This window comes from Pseudomonas sp. SWRI51, assembly GCF_014268825.1.
Classification (GTDB): Bacteria; Pseudomonadota; Gammaproteobacteria; order Pseudomonadales; family Pseudomonadaceae; genus Aquipseudomonas; species Aquipseudomonas farsensis.
In genome coordinates this window covers 1-17672 of sequence record NZ_JABWRG010000099.1, presented here as the reverse complement: position 1 = coordinate 17672, position 17672 = coordinate 1, and the positions used below count along the sequence as shown (strand labels likewise).

At 63.5% G+C, this 17672-nt stretch carries 15 protein-coding genes; 12 read left to right on the top strand and 3 right to left on the bottom strand.

The annotated features are described in order from the left end of the window. Nucleotides 1-151: 151 nt before the first annotated feature. The 3 genes from galE to HU720_RS20650 form a co-directional block, all read right to left on the bottom strand. On the bottom strand, nt 152-1117 hold the full coding sequence (gene galE, locus HU720_RS20660; RefSeq protein ID WP_186522418.1) for a UDP-glucose 4-epimerase GalE: 966 nt from the start codon (nt 1115-1117) through the stop codon (nt 152-154). A gap of 92 nt (nt 1118-1209) precedes the next feature. Further along, nucleotides 1210-3789 (bottom strand): cellulase family glycosylhydrolase, encoded by a 2580-nt coding sequence (locus HU720_RS20655; RefSeq protein WP_186522416.1) that lies wholly within the window; start codon nt 3787-3789, stop codon nt 1210-1212. A gap of 6 nt (nt 3790-3795) precedes the next feature. Next, nucleotides 3796-5322 (bottom strand): O-antigen ligase family protein, encoded by a 1527-nt coding sequence (locus HU720_RS20650; protein WP_186522415.1) that lies wholly within the window; start codon nt 5320-5322, stop codon nt 3796-3798. Nucleotides 5323-5478: 156 nt separating this feature from the next. Between HU720_RS20650 and HU720_RS20645 the strand changes: the two genes are divergently transcribed. The 12 genes from HU720_RS20645 (at nt 5479) to HU720_RS20590 (ending at nt 17502) form a co-directional block, all read left to right on the top strand. Beyond that, nucleotides 5479-6855, top strand: a complete 1377-nt coding sequence (locus HU720_RS20645) for an oligosaccharide flippase family protein (protein WP_186522414.1) — start codon at nt 5479-5481, stop codon at nt 6853-6855. A gap of 82 nt (nt 6856-6937) precedes the next feature. Beyond that, nucleotides 6938-7153: a hypothetical protein gene (locus HU720_RS20640; RefSeq protein WP_186522413.1), complete on the top strand. Its 216-nt coding sequence runs from the start codon at nt 6938-6940 to the stop codon at nt 7151-7153. After that, nucleotides 7150-8607 (top strand): GMC family oxidoreductase, encoded by a 1458-nt coding sequence (locus HU720_RS20635; RefSeq protein ID WP_186522412.1) that lies wholly within the window; start codon nt 7150-7152, stop codon nt 8605-8607. Before HU720_RS20640 ends, HU720_RS20635 begins: the two co-directional genes overlap by 4 nt. Before the next feature lie 106 nt (nt 8608-8713). Next, nucleotides 8714-9331, top strand: coding sequence for an acyltransferase (locus HU720_RS20630; protein ID WP_186522411.1), 618 nt, complete (start codon nt 8714-8716; stop codon nt 9329-9331). Then, complete coding sequence (locus tag HU720_RS20625) at nt 9324-10280, top strand: glycosyltransferase family 2 protein (protein WP_186522410.1); 957 nt, start codon at nt 9324-9326, stop codon at nt 10278-10280. Before HU720_RS20630 ends, HU720_RS20625 begins: the two co-directional genes overlap by 8 nt. Before the next feature lie 9 nt (nt 10281-10289). After that, entirely contained in the window at nt 10290-10808 is a 519-nt protein-coding gene (locus tag HU720_RS20620) for a serine acetyltransferase (RefSeq protein WP_186522408.1), read from the top strand. 3 nt (nt 10809-10811) lie between these two features. Next, nucleotides 10812-11789 carry a glycosyltransferase gene (locus tag HU720_RS20615; RefSeq protein ID WP_186522406.1) on the top strand — a complete coding sequence of 326 codons (978 nt, stop codon included), beginning with the start codon at nt 10812-10814 and terminating at the stop codon, nt 11787-11789. Between the two features lie 7 nt (nt 11790-11796). Continuing rightward, complete coding sequence (locus HU720_RS20610) at nt 11797-12774, top strand: DUF535 family protein (protein WP_186522404.1); 978 nt, start codon at nt 11797-11799, stop codon at nt 12772-12774. Between the two features lie 31 nt (nt 12775-12805). After that, a complete protein-coding gene (locus HU720_RS20605; RefSeq protein ID WP_186522399.1) occupies nt 12806-14008 on the top strand; it encodes a glycosyltransferase family 4 protein in 1203 nt (400 codons plus the stop codon). Further along, nucleotides 14005-15195 (top strand): glycosyltransferase family 2 protein, encoded by a 1191-nt coding sequence (locus HU720_RS20600; RefSeq protein WP_186522397.1) that lies wholly within the window; start codon nt 14005-14007, stop codon nt 15193-15195. The genes HU720_RS20605 and HU720_RS20600 overlap by 4 nt, the downstream gene beginning before the upstream one ends. Next, nucleotides 15192-15935 carry a WecB/TagA/CpsF family glycosyltransferase gene (locus HU720_RS20595; protein ID WP_186522389.1) on the top strand — a complete coding sequence of 248 codons (744 nt, stop codon included), beginning with the start codon at nt 15192-15194 and terminating at the stop codon, nt 15933-15935. The genes HU720_RS20600 and HU720_RS20595 overlap by 4 nt, the downstream gene beginning before the upstream one ends. A gap of 139 nt (nt 15936-16074) precedes the next feature. Beyond that, entirely contained in the window at nt 16075-17502 is a 1428-nt protein-coding gene (locus HU720_RS20590) for an undecaprenyl-phosphate glucose phosphotransferase (protein ID WP_186522387.1), read from the top strand. Nucleotides 17503-17672: the final 170 nt, after the last annotated feature.

Sequence of the window (17672 nt, the reverse complement as noted above, 5' to 3'; positions counted from 1 at the left end):
AAGCCCGCTCGCCACGACTCTCTATCATTTCCCACAGGATTGGGTCCAACCAGCAATGTTGCGGTTGAGCACGGCCCGCGTGGGAGCTGGCGACAGCCTGCGATGAGGCCGAAACAGGCCTGCACATAGCTGTGCCCCGAACGCATCGCCGCTATGTTTTCCAGGGATACTTCAACTCCCACTCCCAGGCATGCCGAATAATCTGCTCCAACCTCGCATACTGGGGCTCCCACCCCAGCACCGCCCGGGCCTGCGTGGCATCCGCTACCAAACGGGGCGGGTCGCCCTCGCGCCTGCGCGCCTCCTGAACGCAAAACTCGCGCTCGGTCACCTGCCGCGCCGCATCGATCACCTGCTGCACTGAGAACCCTAACCCATTCCCCAGATTGAACGCACAGCTAGCGCCCCCAGCCAGCAGGTAGTCCACCGCCAGCCCATGCGCCGAAGCCAGGTCCGCCACGTGCACATAGTCGCGAATGCAGGTCCCGTCGGGCGTGTCGTAATCGCGCCCAAACACCGTAATCGCCGCCCGACGCCCACTGGCTGCCTGCAAGATTAGCGGAATCAGATGCGTCTCCGGCTCATGGCATTCACCCAGCAAGCCACCCGGGTCCGCCCCAGCGGCATTGAAGTAGCGCAGGCATACCGACTTGAGCCCGTAGGCGCGGTCATAGTCCTGCAGCACCTGTTCGACCATCCATTTGCTGCGCCCGTAAGGGTTGATCGGCGCCTTGGTGTGGGCCTCGTCGATGGGGATGTAATGCGGGTCGCCGTACACCGCAGCGCTGGACGAAAACACCAGGTGGCCAATGCCTGCGCGTAGCATCGCCTGCAGCAAGGTCAGCGTGGCAGTGACGTTGTTCTGGTAATACTTGGCCGGATCACTGACCGACTCGCCCACCTGAATGTGCGAGGCAAAGTGGAACACCGCATCGAAACGCTGCTCGGCGAACAGCCCGTCCAAGGCCCGGGCATCGGCGATATCGAGTGGCACCCATTCAATACCGGGCCGGGGAGGGGCGATGTCGGCCACCACCACTTGGTGCTGCGCGTCCTGCAGATGCTTGACCATGTGCGAGCCAATGTAGCCCGCACCACCGACGACCAGATACTTCATCCCGTCCTCCTGGAACCTGCTGCCTGTGCATACGCCCCCTGAGTAGCCGGGATTGCAGGCCTGCCAGGCAGGCCCACTGAGACTCTAGATGGCTATTGCAAAGACAGCCAATTGGCCATCATCTGTGGGTCGAACTGGATCAGGTAGTGGCCGTCGCTGTAACGTGTGGCAAGCTCGCGAGGCTGCCCGGCGGCGTTACGGCTGGTCAGCTTCAGCCCTTGCGGCGCCTGGATGCGCAAGGTGCCAGTGAAGGGCTCTACGTTGAACGGGATCTTGTCATCGGCCTTGGGCACCGCGCGGGTGCCCAGCGAAATTAATAGCCGCCGCGCCTGGCCCAACGGCTTGCCATCCAGGCTCTGCACCACCACGCTGGCGTAGGGCGTGGTGGCCTGCACTTGGATAGCCGCCAGATCCACCGTGCGCCCGCCCAGCCAGCCGGTGGCGGCCTGGGTCAACGGCGTGTCGATGGTGTACAGGCCCTGTTGCCAATTGCGCCGCAGTTCACCGGTGTCGCTGGTTGCCTCGACCGCATCGGTGGGCAGCAGGGACTGGTCGGGGTCGGTCAGTACCTTGGCATCGCCGGCTATCTGCGAAGGCTTGAGCCACGCAAGCTCCGGCGTTTGCGGCATCGCTATCTGCAACCGGCCTTGGGTCATGGCGGTGCGCAACAGCACTGAGTTGGCCGGCGTGATGGCACGCTCGAACAGGGTTTTGGCGCTGGGCGCGAACACATAGCGTGTGCTCGCCTCGCGCACATCGGCGCGCCGGTACAGCAGGGCAGCAGCGGGCAGGGTGGCGAGCATGGCCGGGTCGTTGTAGGCATGCCAATTGTCCGCCGTGCTCCAGCCACTGAATGCTTGTTGGCTGTAGGCATACTGCATGATCGCCGCCCAGCCTTGGTGGCCGGCGGTGGCCGCTACGTAAAGCGGCAACGAGTGTCTGTCAGGGGTGGGGAAGGGCTCGGCGTTCCACTCGGTGACGGTCATCGGCAGCCCGACCACCTGCGCTGCGGCCAACCAGTTGAGCATGCCGTCGCTGGTCAGCGGGTTGCGCTCCAGCTGGCCGGTGCCGCCATACGCGTGGGCGTCTATAACGTCACCTGTGGTCAGCGCCGGCAACGCGCTCAGGCCGTTACCGCCCCAAGTGCTGGTGGTGGCGATCGGCACCTTGACGCCAAGCTCGCGCAGAGCCTGGATCAGGTCGAGGTCGAAATTATGCTCCAGGTCATTGAGGAACAGCTTCGACGGCCCGTGCTCCCAGGCCCGCCAAGTCAGGTCGGCGGGCAGGTCATGAGCCTTGGCGAAGGCCTCGGCCTTTTCCATGTAGCGTTTGCTGTGCGCAGGCACGCCCTTGTCCTTGAGCAAGGCGTTGCCGTAGTGCTGGGTGACGTCGTTTTCGTTGGTCAGCAGAATTGCCGCCACTGCCGGGTCGTCCTTGTAGGCCAGGCCGGTATAGCGGTTGACGTGGGTCAGGTACTGCTCGGCAAAACGCTTCATGGCCTGCTGAATGCTGGTGTTGACGTAGGCATAGCCCTTGAGGTCGATGGCCCGCTCGCCCTTGGCCAACTCATTGAAGTCGTCGATGTTGTCTGCGGCGGTCAGTGGGCGCTGCACATGCAGATCGAGCCACACGTAGATACCTTCATCCTTGAGGCTTTTGATCCACAGGTCGATCTTGCGCTGGGATTCTGCGTCAATCTGCTGGGTATCTTGCAAGCGAGTGATGTCGCCGAATATGTTCGGGCTGACCCAGGGCGAGTCATGGTGATGCAGGCGCACCAGGTTGAAACCCAGCGCCGACAAGCGCCGGGCCTGCTCCTTGATGGCCTCGTCCGGGCTTTTGAACAGCGCGTAGGCCGAAATATTGGTGCCCCAGAAGCGCACCGGGGTGCCGTCGGCGAACTGCAGCCGCTCACCCACCGCTTTGACGAAGCCGCGCTTGCCCGCAGGCTTTTCGGCAGCGTTCAAAAACGCCAGGTCCACCGGCGACGTGCGCCAGTCGAGCTGGTCGTCCGGCCAAGTGGCCGGGTCGTTCAGGCCGAAACGCTCGGTCGGTGTCGGCGCCAGGGCAATATCGCCACTAATGGTCAAGGTTGCCTTGATCTGCTGGCGGCCCGGCACGATCGGGTTGTCGTAAAAGAACCCGCGCAGTTCGCGGGCGCTGCCGGGCTCCACATAGAACTTGGCCAGCGCCGGATCGAAGCGCATTTCGATGCGCCGGCTGGCGTTGCCCCAGGCCCAGCCGCGGTTGCCTGGCAGCAGTTGCGGCTCGCCCATCTCGCCGGCCACCAGCGCCGGATCGAACTGAAAGCGCAGCCCGCCGCCTTTGACACCGGACTTGCGGCTGTGCGCATCAAGGTCGAAGACCCAGCTCAGGGTCTGCTCATCGGCCTTGCCGATATCGGCCTTGAGGTCGAAGTCCAGGTCCTTGTTTTTGCCCAGCAAGCTGTAGCGCCATGGGCCTTCGACCTTGAACGCCGAATAAAACCCGGTCCAGCGCCAGTCTTCGGCCCAGAAATCGAACTGGCTGATCATTGCCGGGCCGCCACCGTGGGTGATGGTTGGCAGGCCAGTGGTTTGCTCAACTTGCACCGTCCATTGCGAGGCCTGCGCCAGCGACGGCAGCAGCAGTACGGCAAGCAGCGACCAGGCGCGCAGTACGCATCGATTCATGGCGGGTTACCTGGCCTGGAGGCGGTTGAGGGTGAGTGGGTCGGGTTCGGCCAGGCGCAATTGCCGCACACGCTGGATGTACGCCACCCCAAGCCCGCCAACCGACCAATAGACGATAGGGATCACCGTGATGCTGCTGACGGTGAAGATGATCACCAGGATGCCCAGCAGTGTCGCCAGCAGCGCCCGGCCCAGCAGGCGCTCTTCGTGGTCCTTGTCGGGGAAGGCGCGCATCGCCTTGCGTATGCCCAGCAGCACGCTTGCAAAGAACGCCACGAATAGCGCCAGCCCTACCAGGCCCACGCGCAAGGCCAGGCTGATATAGGTGTTGACGATGTCGATGATGCCATCGCCCTGGATCATCGCCTGCATTTCCGGGGTACTGCGGAAGTCGAACGAGCCAAACAGCGGGTTGCGCTGAATGACGATCCACGAGTTGTCGATCAGCCGTTCGCGGTAGGTGATGTTCTCGTTCTCGATGGTGCCAATGAAAGGCAGCAGGTTGAGCACCTTTTCGCCTCCAGGCACCACGGTCAGCAGCGGAATCGCCAGCACGCCGGCCAGCGCCAGCATGGTCAGGCGCTTGACCGCATTGCGCCCGGTGGCGATGAACGCGGCAATGATCACCCCGGCGCCGATCCATGGCCCACGCGAGAGCGGCGCGAACAACCCGGCGCCCAGCAGCAGCGCGCCCAGCAGCCGTTGCAGGCGGCTGCGCACGTAACTTTGCAAAAACAGGTACATGCCAATCGCCACGGCGATCACAAAGCCCAGGGCGATGGCTTGGCCGGTGGTGGCGCTGGCCCGCAGCGAGCCGCCGCGCGACAGGTAGCCGGTCATGCTCCATTGCACGCCCATGGCTTCCATCAGCGCGCTGTAAAGCAGCCAGTGCCGCACGTATTCAGCCACGGCGATCAGCGACAGCAAGAATGCCGCCAGCACGAACGCCAGCATGGCGTCCTTGAAGTCACTCAGCTCGCGCACGCCACGGCTGGCCACGTAGTAGGGCAGGAACACGTCGACATACAGGTAGAACGCCTGGCGCAAGGTGTCGGTGAGGGTGGTTTCGCGCAGGTACAGCACGCTCATCAGCACAATGCCCGCCAGCAGCAGGCGGTCTGGCCAGGTGCGGCCGAAGGGCAGGGTGTCACTGCGCCGGCCCAGCGCCAGCGAGGCGGGCAGCAGCACGCACAGCGCCAGCAGGCGAATATGGTTGAGGTCGAGCACGTAGTTGATCACGCCAAAGCCCGGAATCTGCACCGAAGCCGGCGGAATCACGAACAGCAGCATGTAGAACAGCGCCATGGGGTTGCGCTCACGCTTGCCGGCAAAGGTCAGCAGCACGGCGGCGGTGGCCACATATACCCAATAGCTGAATGAGAAAAACGCCAGCAGGGTCAGCGCAAACCATAAATTGCGCCGGCGCTTGAAGTCCGCTTCGGGGATCAGGTCGGTAGCCGCCCGCCGCGCCAGCAGAAACACCACGCAGGCCAAGAACAGAATGACGACCAATGCTCGCAGATGTTCGGGCATGGATAACGGGTACCTTTTGCAGGTGGGCGGGTAGGGCCGCAGAGGCTGCGCAAGCCCGTTCCCACGCGCCGTGTTGGCGATATGGGAAAGGGCCACTAGCGTCATGGCTGATTGAAACTATAGTGACTTTAGCCATTTCAGTCAGAGATCCAGTCCATGCCGTCGATTGATGTGCCAGCAGCAGGAAGCCTGCGTCGACGTGCCATGTGGGCGGGGGCCTGGAACGTGGTGTCGTTGCTGGCTTCGCAGGTCATGCGCCTGGGCGGCAACCTCATCATCGCGCGTATTCTGGTGCCGGAAATGTTCGGCATCATGGTCATTGCCACCACCGTCTCGGTGCTGCTGCACCTGTTGTCCGATGTGGGCCTGCGGCAGAACATCATCCAAAGCCAGCGCGGTGAAGACCCGCTGTTTCTCAATACCGCATGGACCGTGCAGATTCTGCGCGGCTTTGCCTTGTTCGGGCTGACCCTGTTGCTGGCACTTGGCTCCTGGTTCAGCCAACAGGCCAACCTGTGGCCGGTAGGCTCCACCTATGCCGACCCGCAGTTGCCACTGGTACTGGCGGTGACCGGGGTTTCGGCGATTATCTACGGCCTGCAATCGACCAAGATGGACATCGCCGTGCGCACCCTGCAGCAGAAACGCGTGGTGCTGATCGACCTGGCCTCGCAATTGATCGGGCTGGTGGTAATGCTGGTTATTGGCTATTACACCCGTTCAATCTGGTCGCTGGTCGCCGCAGGGCTGGTTGCGGCGCTCACCACCACGGTACTTGGCCACGTTGCCATGCATGGCCCGGCCAACCGCTTGCAGTGGGACCGCAGCGCCCTTGCCGAATTGGTCAGCTACGGGCGCTGGATCCTGCTGTCGTCGATGGTGGGGGTGCTGGCCATGTACGGCGACCGCATCTGGTTCGGCGCCAGCATGACCGTGGCCGAGCTTGGCGTGTACTCCATTGCCGTGCTGATTCTGGGCTCGATCCAGACCGGCCTGCTGAAGGTGGTCGGTGCGGTGGCGCTGCCCTCGTTCAGCGAGGCCGCCCGGTCAGGTGACAACGAACGCCTCAAACGCCTGTATTACCGGTTTCGGCTGCTGGTCGACCTGGTCATGTTGTTTGCCTGCGGCGGTTTCCTCACCGCCAGCCCGCTGCTCATCGGCTGGATGTACGACCACCGCTATGCGGGCGCCGGCGACATGCTGGCCATCCTCTCGTTGTCGTTCTTTACCCTGCGCTACGCCTTGGCCAACCAGTTATGGCTGGCGCTGGGCCTGACCAAGTATCAGGCAGCGGACAACATCATCCGCGTGCTGACGCTATGGACAGCGCTGCCGCTGTTGCTGGCCGTGGGCGGTACGCAGTGGGCGATCTGGGGCGTCGCGCTGCACACCTTCCCGACCTTGGCGCTGGTGGTCTACGTCAACCGCAAACTGGGCATGTTCAGCCTCAAGCGCGAGTTGATGGTGCTGCCGATGCTCGGCGCTGGCGCGCTGTGCGGGATGTTGCTGACACATTTGTTCAACTGGCTGTGAAACACGCGTTTTTTCGGGGGCAGCGGTCGGCGCGGTACAGCGCCACCGCAGAGTGACGATCATTAGGTATGGGGCCGGGATCATGGGCAAACTTCAGTATTGTTCCGGGCTATCGGGGCGCAGGCTGTTCATGCGCACCACCGTGTTGCTGGGCGCTGGCGCCTGGCTGTTTGGCGCAAGCGTGGGCGCTGCGCAAGCCGGTGAAGGCGAACGCAAGGGCGCCCAAGGCAAGGGTGGCTTTGTGGTGGTCAACGGCTGGGTGCTGCCATCGCGCTACCTGCGGGACAACCAGCCATGATCAAGGACTACCAGAGCCAAAAGACGCTTGGCGGGTCATATGATTTCTGCATTCTGGGTGCTGGCCCGGCCGGCATCACCTTGGCGCTGCGCCTGGCCGAGGCGGGCTGGCGGGTACTGCTCGCCGAGGGCGGCGGGCGGGAATATTCCGCGCACTCCCAGGCGCTTTACCACTGCACCTCCAGTGGCCTTGAGATGTACGCAGGCGAAACCCGGCTGCGCTTTCTGGGTGGCACCTCCAACCACTGGGCCGGGCGCTGCCGGCCGTTCGATGCCTCCGACTTTACCGCAAAACCGCCCGTTGGCCTGCCTGGCTGGCCGATCAGCTACGCCGACATCGAGCGCTACCTGCCACAGGCCCGGGCCATCGTCGACCTGCCCGAGGGCGAAGATTTCAAGGCCATCAACCCAGGGCTCGATGGCGGCGAGTTCGATGCCGACCGCTTTCTGCTCAGCACGCCGACGCGCTTTGCACAGAAGTACGCCAAGGCGCTTGAAGACACCCCCGGCCTGGATGTGTTCATCAACTGCAATTGCGTCGACCTTGAGTTCGACCAAGGCAGCGGGCGGGTAACGGCGGCGGTCGTGTCCGACTACGACCTGCACCGTGAACGGGTGCAGGCCAAGCAGTTCATCCTGGCCATGGGTGCCCTGGAAAACGCCCGGCAATTGCTCAACAGCGCATCGCTGCGCGCAGCCGGCGTGGTCACCGGAGATGGCATGGTGGGGCGCTGCTTCATGGACCACATGAACGTCGAGATGGGCACGTTCATCCTCAAGAGCGGCGAGAGCACCACCACCCGCCAGTACTACACCAGCGACGCCTTCGTCAGCGAGTACCAGTCTGGTAAAGGCAACGTCACCGCCACGGTGCTTGATGCCGTACAAGCCTACGGCCGCACCGCCGAGGTCAAGCGCTTTCTGGAGAACCTGGCCTGCGATACCGGCATGGCCAGCAAGATCGACTTCATTGCAAGCTTCAGTTGCCCAGGCGACGGCCTGCTGAGCACCCTGATCGAGCAATTCCCAAACCGCGACAGCCGGCTCACGCTGCACGAGCAAAAGGACGCGCTGGGGGTTGCCACCTTGAACATGCACTGGGCGTTGAGCGATGCCGACCGCCATACCATCAAGTGCATCGGCACCGAGCTTGCCAAACAGTTTGCCGAGGCCGACCTTGGCTTCGTCAAGCTGAACCCGTTCGTGTACGACACCGAACAGCCACTCAAGCTCGAACCACACGCCCACCACATGGGCACCACACGCATGGCGGCCAGCCCCGAGCATGGCGTGGTGGATGAACAGTGCAAGGTGTTCGGCACCGCCAACCTGCATATCGCCGGCAGCAGCATCTTCGCCACCGGGGGCGCCGCCAACCCGACCATGCCGCTGCTGCAGTTCGCGCTGCGCCTGGCCGACCACCTCAACCAGCAGATGAAGGCAACGACTGCCTGACAGGGCAATGGGATGCAACCAGGGATTGAGTGCGATGTGGTCACGTTCAGGAATACCCGACCAGACTCGCCTCAGGGACAGTCAACGACCGTACGAGGCTAGCCGTATGTTTGGATGGATACGCAAGACACTGGGCGATTACGCCCTGGCAACCGGGCGTTGCGGCCCGAGCTTCAAGCGCTTCTGCAACCCCACGCCGCGTGCCTGGGGCGAGTACCAGGCGCGCTGGGGCAGGTTTTACTCGGTGGGCTCGAACTTCCACATGAACACCGGCTGCAATGTCACCGACCCGGCTTTGACCCGTATCGGCACCAACGTCGGCTTGTCTGATTGCACGCTGATCGGCCACGACGGCGTGGTCGCGCTGATCGAACTGTCGTATGGCAAGCACCTGGATTCGGTGGGTTTTATCGATGTGCGCGACAACTCGTTCATTGGCCACGGCGCCATTGTCATGCCACGGGTGACCATCGGGCCCAACGCGATTGTCGCTGCTGGGGCCGTGGTGACCAAGGACGTACTGCCCGGCACCGTAGTCGGTGGCAACCCGGCCAAGTTCATCTGCACCACCGATGAGCTGGTGGCACGGGTCGAGGCACGCTGCGCCAGTTACCCATGGAACGACCTGCTGGAACAGCGCAACGGCTCATTTGACCCACTGCTCGAACCGGTGCTGGCCCGGCGCCGGCAGGAATACTTCTTCGGGGACGCGGGCAATGACTGACAAACCCGTCGATGTGATGGTGGTCAACTTCAACACGGCGGCCCTGCTGCAGCCGATGTTCGACGCCTTGCGCCGCGCCGGCAGTGAAGCGCTGGCAAGTTACTTGGTAGTGGACAACGCCTCAGCCGACGATTCGCTGGCGCGCCTGGCCCAGGTATGCCCCGAGGCGATGCTGCTTAGCAACACCCGCAATGTTGGCTTTGGCCGCGCCAACAACCAGTTGCTCGACCATCTGCGCGGGCGCTATGCCTTGTTGCTCAATACCGATGCATTCGTCGCCCCCGATAGCCTGGCCAAGACCCTCGACTACATGGATACCCACCCCGACTGCGGAGTGCTGGGCGTGCGCCTGGAGGGGCGTGACGGCGACTTGCAGCCATCGTGCCGCTACTTCCCAACGCCGCTCAACGTGTTTGCCAGCCGTACCGGGCTTGGGCGTTTCATGCCAGGGCTGAAAATGGTCGATGACATGGACTGGGACCACGCCTCGGTGCGCGAATGTGACTGGCTGCCGGGGTGTTTCTACCTGGTGCGCCGCGAAGTGCTCGAACAGGTGGGGTTGTTCGACCCGCGCTACTTCCTTTATTACGAGGAGGTCGACCACTGCAAGCGGGTCAAGGCCGCCGGCTGGAAAGTGGTGTTCTACCCGCACACCACTGTTGTGCATATCGGCGGTGAAAGCTCCAAGTCCGTGGCCGAACTCGAAGCCGCCAGCCGGCAGATCTCGGCGTACCAGATCGAAAGCGAGCTGCTGTACTTTCGCAAGCACCATGGCGTGTCGGGGCTGGCCCTGCACATGTTGCTGGTCAGCCTTGGCGATGCCGTACTGGCGCTCAAGGCATTGCTCAAGCGCCGTGGCTGGCCGGCTGTCCAGGCCTGCTGGCGGCATACCAGAGCGACCTGGGGGCTGTTGTTTGCCACCCGTTTTGCAAGCCAACCCACACGCTAGGTGAACACCATGTTCGACAACGTTCGCGCTGACTTGCGTGCCCATGGTGGCGATTGGGGCGCCCAAGGCTTCTGGGTGCTGCTGGTTTACCGCTTTGGCCGCTGGCGTTATGGCGTGCGCCCGGCGTTGCTGCGCAAGCTGCTGTCGCTGGTCTACAAGGTGCTGTTCAAACTGGTGCAGATATTGACCGGGGTCGAGCTGCCTTGCGAGGCGCAGATCGGCCGCAACTTCGTCATCGACCACTTTGGCGGCATCATCGTCAGCGGCTATGCCCGGTTTGGCGACGACTGCCGCATTCGCAACGGTGTGGTGGTGGGCCTGAAGAACGTCAGTGATCCCTGTGCACCGGTGTTTGGCAACAATGTCGATATCGGCACCGGGGCCAAGATCCTCGGCAACATCCGCATCGGCGACAACGTGGTGATCGGTGCCAACGCCGTGGTGCTGGTGGATGTGCCGGACAACTGTATGGCAGTGGGCGTGCCTGCGGTGGTCAAGGCACTCAAGCCCCGCGAAGCGGTGGTCTAGGCCATGGCCAACGGCATCGGGGTGGTGGTGATCGGCCGCAACGAGGGTGCGCGCCTTGAGCGCTGCTTGGCCTCGCTGATCGGCAGCGCCGAGCAGGTGGTGTATGTCGATTCCGGCTCCAGCGATGGCTCGGCGCAGCGTGCGGCAGCGCTGGGGGCTGAGGTGCTGGCACTGGACATGGCCCAGTCGTTCACCGCTGCCCGCGCCCGCAACGAAGGCTTTGCCCGCTTGCAAATGGTATTGCCGGGGCTGCGCTGGGTGCAATTTGTCGATGGCGATTGCGAAGTGGTCCCCGGCTGGCTGCTCAGCGCCCAGACGTTTCTGCTGGCCCACCCGCAGGTGGCGGTGGTGTGCGGCCGGCGCCGTGAGCGTTTCCCACAGGCATCTATCTACAACCTGCTGTGCGACCTTGAGTGGGACACCCCAACCGGCGAGGCGCGCGCCTGTGGCGGCGATGCGCTGATGCGCGCCGAGGCGTTCAGCGCCGTGGGCGGCTACCGCGCCGGGCTGATTGCCGGCGAAGAGCCCGAGCTGTGCGTGCGCCTGCGCGCTGCGGGCTGGAAAGTCTGGCGCCTGGGCGAAGAAATGACCCTGCACGACGCCGCCATGACCCGCTTCGGGCAGTGGTGGCGGCGTAGCCTGCGCGCCGGCCATGCCTACGCCGAAGGGGTCTTTTTGCATGGTGCGCCGCCCGAGCGCCACTGGCTGCGGGAATCGCGCCGGGCCTGGCTATGGGGGTTAGGTATTCCGCTACTGATAGTGCTGGCCTGCGCGGCCCTTGGGCCGTGGGCGCTGTTGCTGGCTCTGGTGTACCCGCTGCAAGTGCTGCGTCTGGCCCGGCGAGGGGCGCGCTCGCTACGGGAAAATACCTTGCAGGCGCTGTTTCTGGTGCTGGGCAAATTCCCAGAAATGCTTGGGCAGCTAAAGTTCTGGTGGCAGCGGCTACGTGCCGGCCAATCGACGCTGATCGAATACAAGTGAGAGACCTATGTGGGTTAAACCGATCGTCAAGAGCGTGCTCACCCTGCAACCTGGGCTTTCGCTGCGCGCGCTCAAGGGCCGCCTGCGCCTGGCGCAGCACATCGCCCGGCAGTGGCCCGCGCTGCGGCCCTTTCTGCAGCGCATGACCGCGGCATTGGGCGAGCAGGGTTTCGAGCGCCTGGGGGTGGATTGCATCGGCGTTGTGCACTGGCCCTACATCAGCCGCTGCTGGGAGGCCCCGGAACGTCTGGAAGCAGTGGCCTCGCACTATGAAGCCGTTGCCCAGCGCTTCCCCCAGTTGTTGCTGCTGGGCCGCGATGAGCGCCTGGTGCTGTGTGACCTTGGCGACCTGTGCGCTGGCAGTTCGTTGGTGCTTGACCGGGCGATCTGGTTCAAGCGCGAAGGGGAGCTTGTGCTCAACCTGTTTCAGGGCGAGCTGCGGGTCGCCTCGCTGGCATTCACCTTGCGCCAGCTCGATGCGGGCCTGTGCCTGTTCGTTGGGGCGGTGCAGGGGATTCACAAAGGCATCGACAGCGAGACGTCGTTGAATATCTACCGCGAGCTGACCAAGGACTTCGAAGGCCTGCGGCCACGCAGCCTGCTGATCGAGGCCCTCAAGTGCATGGCTCGCCACCTCGGGGTTGAGCAGATATTCGTGGTGGGCGACGAGTACCGGCATCACCGCCACCCGTATTTTGGGCGGGAGAAGGCGCTGGACCTGGGCGCCAATTACGATGTGATCTGGCAAGAGAACGGCGCAACCGCGTCGTCTCGCCCCGACTTCTACAGCCTGCCGATAGCCGCTAGCACGCGCGCTGCCGAGGATATCGCCGCAAAAAAACGTGCCATGTACCGCCGCCGGCAGGCCTTGCTCGATGAGCTGTTCGCCCGCCTGCAAGCCGCGCTGCCGGGGGCTGCCAGTGTGCAGCAAAGCCCCTTGCCCGATGCGCAGGCGGCGAACGTAAGCCTGCAAGGCGGCCACTGAATAATCATTGCAACCAGGGTTTCGGGGGCTTATGCGCATCGCTTATTTCATCAATCAATACCCCAAGGTCAGCCACAGTTTCATCCGCCGCGAAATCCTGGCGTTGGAGCGCCAGGGCATTGTGGTCGAGCGTTTTGCCCTGCGCGGCTGGGACGCCGAGCTGCAGGACGCTGAGGACCACAGCGAACGTGGCAACACCCGGTATGTGCTGCAGGACGGCATCAAGGGCTTGCTGCGCCCGACCTTCGAGGTGCTGCGCGCCGCGCCCGGCCGCTTCTTCACGGCGCTGCGCCTGGCCCTGCGGGTGGGGCGCAGGGCCGACCGAGGGTGGCCGTACCACCTGGTTTACCTGGCCGAAGCCTGCCGCTTGTTGCAGTGGTTGCAGGCAGCAGGGTGCGAGCATGTGCATGCGCATTTCGGCACCAACTCTGCCGAGGTGGTGATGCTCGCCCAGGCGCTCGGCGGGCCTGGCTACAGCTTTACCGTGCATGGGCCGGAAGAGTTCGATAAACCGCAGTTTCTGCACCTGGGCGAGAAGGTGCGGCGTGCAGCGTTTGTGGTGGCGGTCAGCGCTTATGGCCGTAGCCAGCTGTACCGCTGGGTAGACCATGAGCACTGGAGCAAGGTGCGGGTGGTGCATTGCGGGCTGGAGCGTAGTTTCCATGAGGTGCCGGCACAGCCGGTGGCCGATGTCGCGCGGCTGGTCTGCGTGGGTCGCCTGTGCGAGCAGAAAGGCCAGTTGCTGTTGCTGGAAGCTGCGCACCTGCTGGCGCAGCGCGGCGTGCGGTTCGAGCTGGTGCTGGCGGGCGATGGCGAGCTGCGCGGGGCCATCGAGGCGCTGGTAGTGCGCTACGGGCTGCAAGCGCAGGTGCGAATCACCGGCTGGATCAGCGGCGCACGGGTGCGCGAAGAACTCCTCGGCGCCCGGGCCTTGGTGCTGCCCAGTTTCGCCGAGGGCCTGCCGGTGGTGATCATGGAGGCCATGGCCTTGCGCCGCCCGGTATTGACTACTTATGTTGCGGGCATCCCTGAACTGGTGCAGCAGGGCAGCAACGGCTGGCTGTTCCCAGCCGGCTGCATAGAGTCGCTGGCCGAGGCCATCAGCGATTGCCTGGCACAACCCGTTGAGGTGTTGCAGCGCATGGGTGAGGCGGCCCATGAGCGAGTACTGCAACGTCATGACATCGACACCGAAGCCGCACGCCTGGCTGAACACTTCAAGGCATCGCTATGACCACGCCTGTCGCCTGGCTGCTGGGCGCGCTAGCGCTGCTGGTGCTGTTGCCGGTGTTGGTGCTGTTCGTCCAGGTGCTGCTGGCCTGCCTGCCCATGCGCCCATTACCCGCCAGCCAAGGGCCGCGCGGGCGCTTGGCGGTGCTGGTGCCCGCGCATGACGAGGCGGCGGTCATCCGCTCGACCCTGGCCAGTATCAGCAGCCAGCTGCGCGAAGGCGACCGCTTGCTGGTGGTGGCTGACAACTGCAGCGATGACACCGCAGCCCTGGCGCGCGCCGCCGGCGCCGAGGTGGTGGAACGCCGCGATGAGCTGTTACGCGGCAAAGGCTATGCCCTTGACCACGGCGTACGCCACCTGGCCGCAGACCCGCCCCAGTTGGTGCTGATCATCGACGCGGACTGCCTGGTGGGCGAGGGCGCCATTGAGCGCCTGGCCCGTTGCTGCGCCGCTGCCGAGCGGCCAGTGCAGGCGCTGTACCTGATGCGGGCGCCGGCGGGTGCAGGGCTTAAGGTGCAAGTGGCCGAGTTTGCCTGGCGGGTAAAAAACCTGGTGCGCCCACGGGGCTGGGCGCGGCTGGGCCTGCCGTGCCATTTGATGGGCGCTGGCATGGCATTTTTATGGCGCGACCTGGCCACGGCTGAGCTTGCCAGCGGGCACCTGGTCGAGGACCTCAAGCTGGGCCTGGACTTCTGCCGCCATGGCAAGCCGCCGCTGTTCTGCCCCGAAGCACAGGTCAGCAGCCAGTTCCCCAGCAGTGACGAAGGATTGCGTAGCCAGCGTACGCGTTGGGAGCATGGGCACCTTGGCGTCGTTCTGGCCGACGCTCCGAAGCTTGTGGCCAGCGCCGTGGTACGCGGCAACGTTGCGCTACTGGCCATGAGCATCGACTTGCTGGTGCCGCCGCTGGCGCTACTGGCGCTGGCATTGCTAGCCGTCTTCAGCTTGTGCTGGCTTGGGTTTTTGCTGTTTGCGGTTGTGGCGCCGGCATTGATCGCGACGCTTGCCTTGCTGCTGCTAGTGACTGCGGTGCTGTTGGCCTGGGCTCGGTTCGCTCGCGACCAGATCGCGTTTTCGGTGCTGTTGTACGCCCCGTTCTATGCCGCGAAGAAAATCCCGTTGTACTTGGGTTTTCTGATCCGCCGTCAGGTGGAGTGGGTGCGTTCAAAAAGGGATGACCAGCCATGAATGCGCAAAACTGGCAAAGCCGCTGGGCGGCGATACTGGAAAAACTGCATCTGGTCCAGGGGCCAGCGGATGAGCAACGCGTGCTGCAGGCGCTGACCAGGCCCGGCGCGCCGATGGTGCTGGGCTTCGTCAACGCCCATGCATTGAACCTGGCAGCGGGCGATGCCGGCTATGGTTCGGCGCTGTCGGCGGCCGATTTGCTGCTGCGCGACGGCGCCGGGGTTGCCATTTTGCTCAGGCGGCTGGGCCGGGAGCCGGGTTTGAACATGAACGGTACTGACCTGATTCCGCGCCTGTTGGCCGCGTTCAAGGGCCGGCGTGTCGCGTTCTGGGGCACCCGCGAGCCGCACCTGGGCCTGGCGGTTGCTCGCTGCGAGGCAGAATTCGGCGTGGACGCGGTGTCGGTGCACGATGGCTTTGCCGACTTTGATACCTATTTGGCCCTCGCCGAACGCTTGCAGCCAGAGCTGATCGTGCTGGGCATGGGCATGCCCAAGCAGGAAGCGCTGGCCGCAGCCCTTGCCGCCACCGAGCGGCCCTGCCTGATCGTCTGCGGTGGGGCCATCCTGGATTTTCTCGGCGGCAAGGTCAGCCGCGCACCGGCCTGGCTGCGCCGCTTTGGCGGTGAGTGGGTGTACCGATTGTGCAAGGAACCGCGGCGCCTGTTTACCCGTTACGTGCTCGGCAACCCGCTGTTTTTACTGCGCACAGTGTTTTACCCACGTTACAAACCGCGATAAGGGCAGGGTACTGCTACAGTGATATCAAACACTCTGACACCCTGAGAATCAGGCCGGCGAGCGGCAGTAACTGTGCTCGCTGCCGCCAGGCTTTGCCTGGGCCAGAATGGCGTGATGCCCCTATCGATGAGGCCTGACAATGGTTTTCGAACCCCGCAGCAGCCGCTCCTTGCTTCAGCGCCGAAGCAGCGTCAGTAACGCCATCCAGGCAGGCCTGGATGGTATTGCGGTCACCGGCGTCGCTTGGTACTTGATCTACAGCCAGATCGGCTACCTCACCGCAGACTACGTGATCATGCTGCTGCTTTTGATCGGCGCGCTGGCGGTGATCTACGACCATTACGCGATCTACCGCACCAACGTCGGCCTTACTGTCAAGGCGTTTCGGCTGTTCAAGGCGTGGTCGGCGACGTTCTGCTTTCTGGTGGTCATGGCTTTCTTGACCAAACAGAGTGAAACCTATTCGCGGCTGCTGGTGGCGGAGTTGTTCGTCATTGGCTATTTCGTGCAGCTGTTTTTGCACATTGTGGTGCGCGAAGTGCAAAAGCGCTTCATGGCCCATTCCTACCGCATGGAGAACGCGCTGATCATCGGCGCCGGCGAGCTTGCCAGTTTTCTTTACCAGAAAATCAGCAACAACCCGTGGCTGGGCGAGCGGGTGGTGGGCTGCGTGCTGATCGACCAGGCCGCAGAGCAGCCGGCGGTGACCACCGCCGATGGCAAGCAGCCGTTGCCTGTACTTGGCAAGATCGAAGACCTTGACGCCATCGTCACCGAGCATGCCATCCGCACGGTGTACCTGGTGACACCGCTGGCCGGCTCTGAGGTGATCAACGATGTCTACCTCAAGCTGCTCGAAAAATGCATTGCGGTGAACTGGGTACCAGACATTTTCTCGCTGCGCCTGATCAACCACAGCGTGCGCGAGATTGCCGGCATTCCAGTGCTGACGTTGTCAGAGACACCGCTGACCGGCATGAGCCTGTTCCTGAAAAACCTCGAAGACCGCGTGCTGGCCGCGCTGATTCTGCTGGCCATCTCGCCGGTGCTGCTGGTACTGGCGCTGGTCATCAAGCTGGAAAGCCCGGGGCCGGTGTTCTTTCGCCAGGAGCGCATGGGCTGGACCGGTGAGTCGTTCCGCATCTGGAAGTTTCGCAGCATGAAGGTGCACCAGCCGGATAACGGGGTCATTCAGCAGGCGCAGAAGAACGACCCGCGCCTGACCCGTATCGGCGCGTTCATCCGCCGTACCAGCCTTGATGAACTGCCGCAGTTGTTCAATGTGCTGACCGGTGAAATGTCGCTGGTTGGCCCACGCCCCCACGCGCTGCAGCACGATACGCAGTATTCGCAGGATATCGTCGACTACTTCGCCCGCCACAACATCAAGCCGGGGATGACCGGGCTGGCCCAGGTGCGCGGGTTCCGTGGCGAGACCAAGGACATCGCGCAGATGATCCAACGGGTGAACTCGGATATCGAGTACATCAACAATTGGTCACTGTGGTTGGACTTTGTGATTCTGGTGCGTACGTTGAATGCGTTTACCGGCAAGCAGGCTTATTGAGAGCCGTTACAACGAACGGCCAATGCGTACGCTAACGTGTTTGGTGTAATCCACCTGATAGTTCTGCCAGTTGTCGCGTGCCGTAAACAAGGATGTGATGGGTTCATTCGTGGGACCCTGGCCCCGTCGGTAAAACTGCCGCGCTGTACTTGACCAGGTTCCTGTTGCTC

Coding starts and splice junctions, on each gene's coding strand:
- galE (WP_186522418.1), bottom strand. CDS start 1,117: ATGAAGTATCTGGTCGTCGGTGGTGCGGGCTACATTGGCTCGCACATG.
- HU720_RS20595 (WP_186522389.1), top strand. CDS start 15,192: ATGAATGCGCAAAACTGGCAAAGCCGCTGGGCGGCGATACTGGAAAAA.
- HU720_RS20630 (WP_186522411.1), top strand. CDS start 8,714: ATGTTTGGATGGATACGCAAGACACTGGGCGATTACGCCCTGGCAACC.
- HU720_RS20650 (WP_186522415.1), bottom strand. CDS start 5,322: ATGCCCGAACATCTGCGAGCATTGGTCGTCATTCTGTTCTTGGCCTGC.
- HU720_RS20625 (WP_186522410.1), top strand. CDS start 9,324: ATGACTGACAAACCCGTCGATGTGATGGTGGTCAACTTCAACACGGCG.
- HU720_RS20605 (WP_186522399.1), top strand. CDS start 12,806: ATGCGCATCGCTTATTTCATCAATCAATACCCCAAGGTCAGCCACAGT.
- HU720_RS20615 (WP_186522406.1), top strand. CDS start 10,812: ATGGCCAACGGCATCGGGGTGGTGGTGATCGGCCGCAACGAGGGTGCG.
- HU720_RS20640 (WP_186522413.1), top strand. CDS start 6,938: ATGGGCAAACTTCAGTATTGTTCCGGGCTATCGGGGCGCAGGCTGTTC.
- HU720_RS20635 (WP_186522412.1), top strand. CDS start 7,150: ATGATCAAGGACTACCAGAGCCAAAAGACGCTTGGCGGGTCATATGAT.
- HU720_RS20600 (WP_186522397.1), top strand. CDS start 14,005: ATGACCACGCCTGTCGCCTGGCTGCTGGGCGCGCTAGCGCTGCTGGTG.
- HU720_RS20645 (WP_186522414.1), top strand. CDS start 5,479: ATGCCGTCGATTGATGTGCCAGCAGCAGGAAGCCTGCGTCGACGTGCC.
- HU720_RS20590 (WP_186522387.1), top strand. CDS start 16,075: ATGGTTTTCGAACCCCGCAGCAGCCGCTCCTTGCTTCAGCGCCGAAGC.
- HU720_RS20620 (WP_186522408.1), top strand. CDS start 10,290: ATGTTCGACAACGTTCGCGCTGACTTGCGTGCCCATGGTGGCGATTGG.
- HU720_RS20655 (WP_186522416.1), bottom strand. CDS start 3,789: ATGAATCGATGCGTACTGCGCGCCTGGTCGCTGCTTGCCGTACTGCTG.
- HU720_RS20610 (WP_186522404.1), top strand. CDS start 11,797: ATGTGGGTTAAACCGATCGTCAAGAGCGTGCTCACCCTGCAACCTGGG.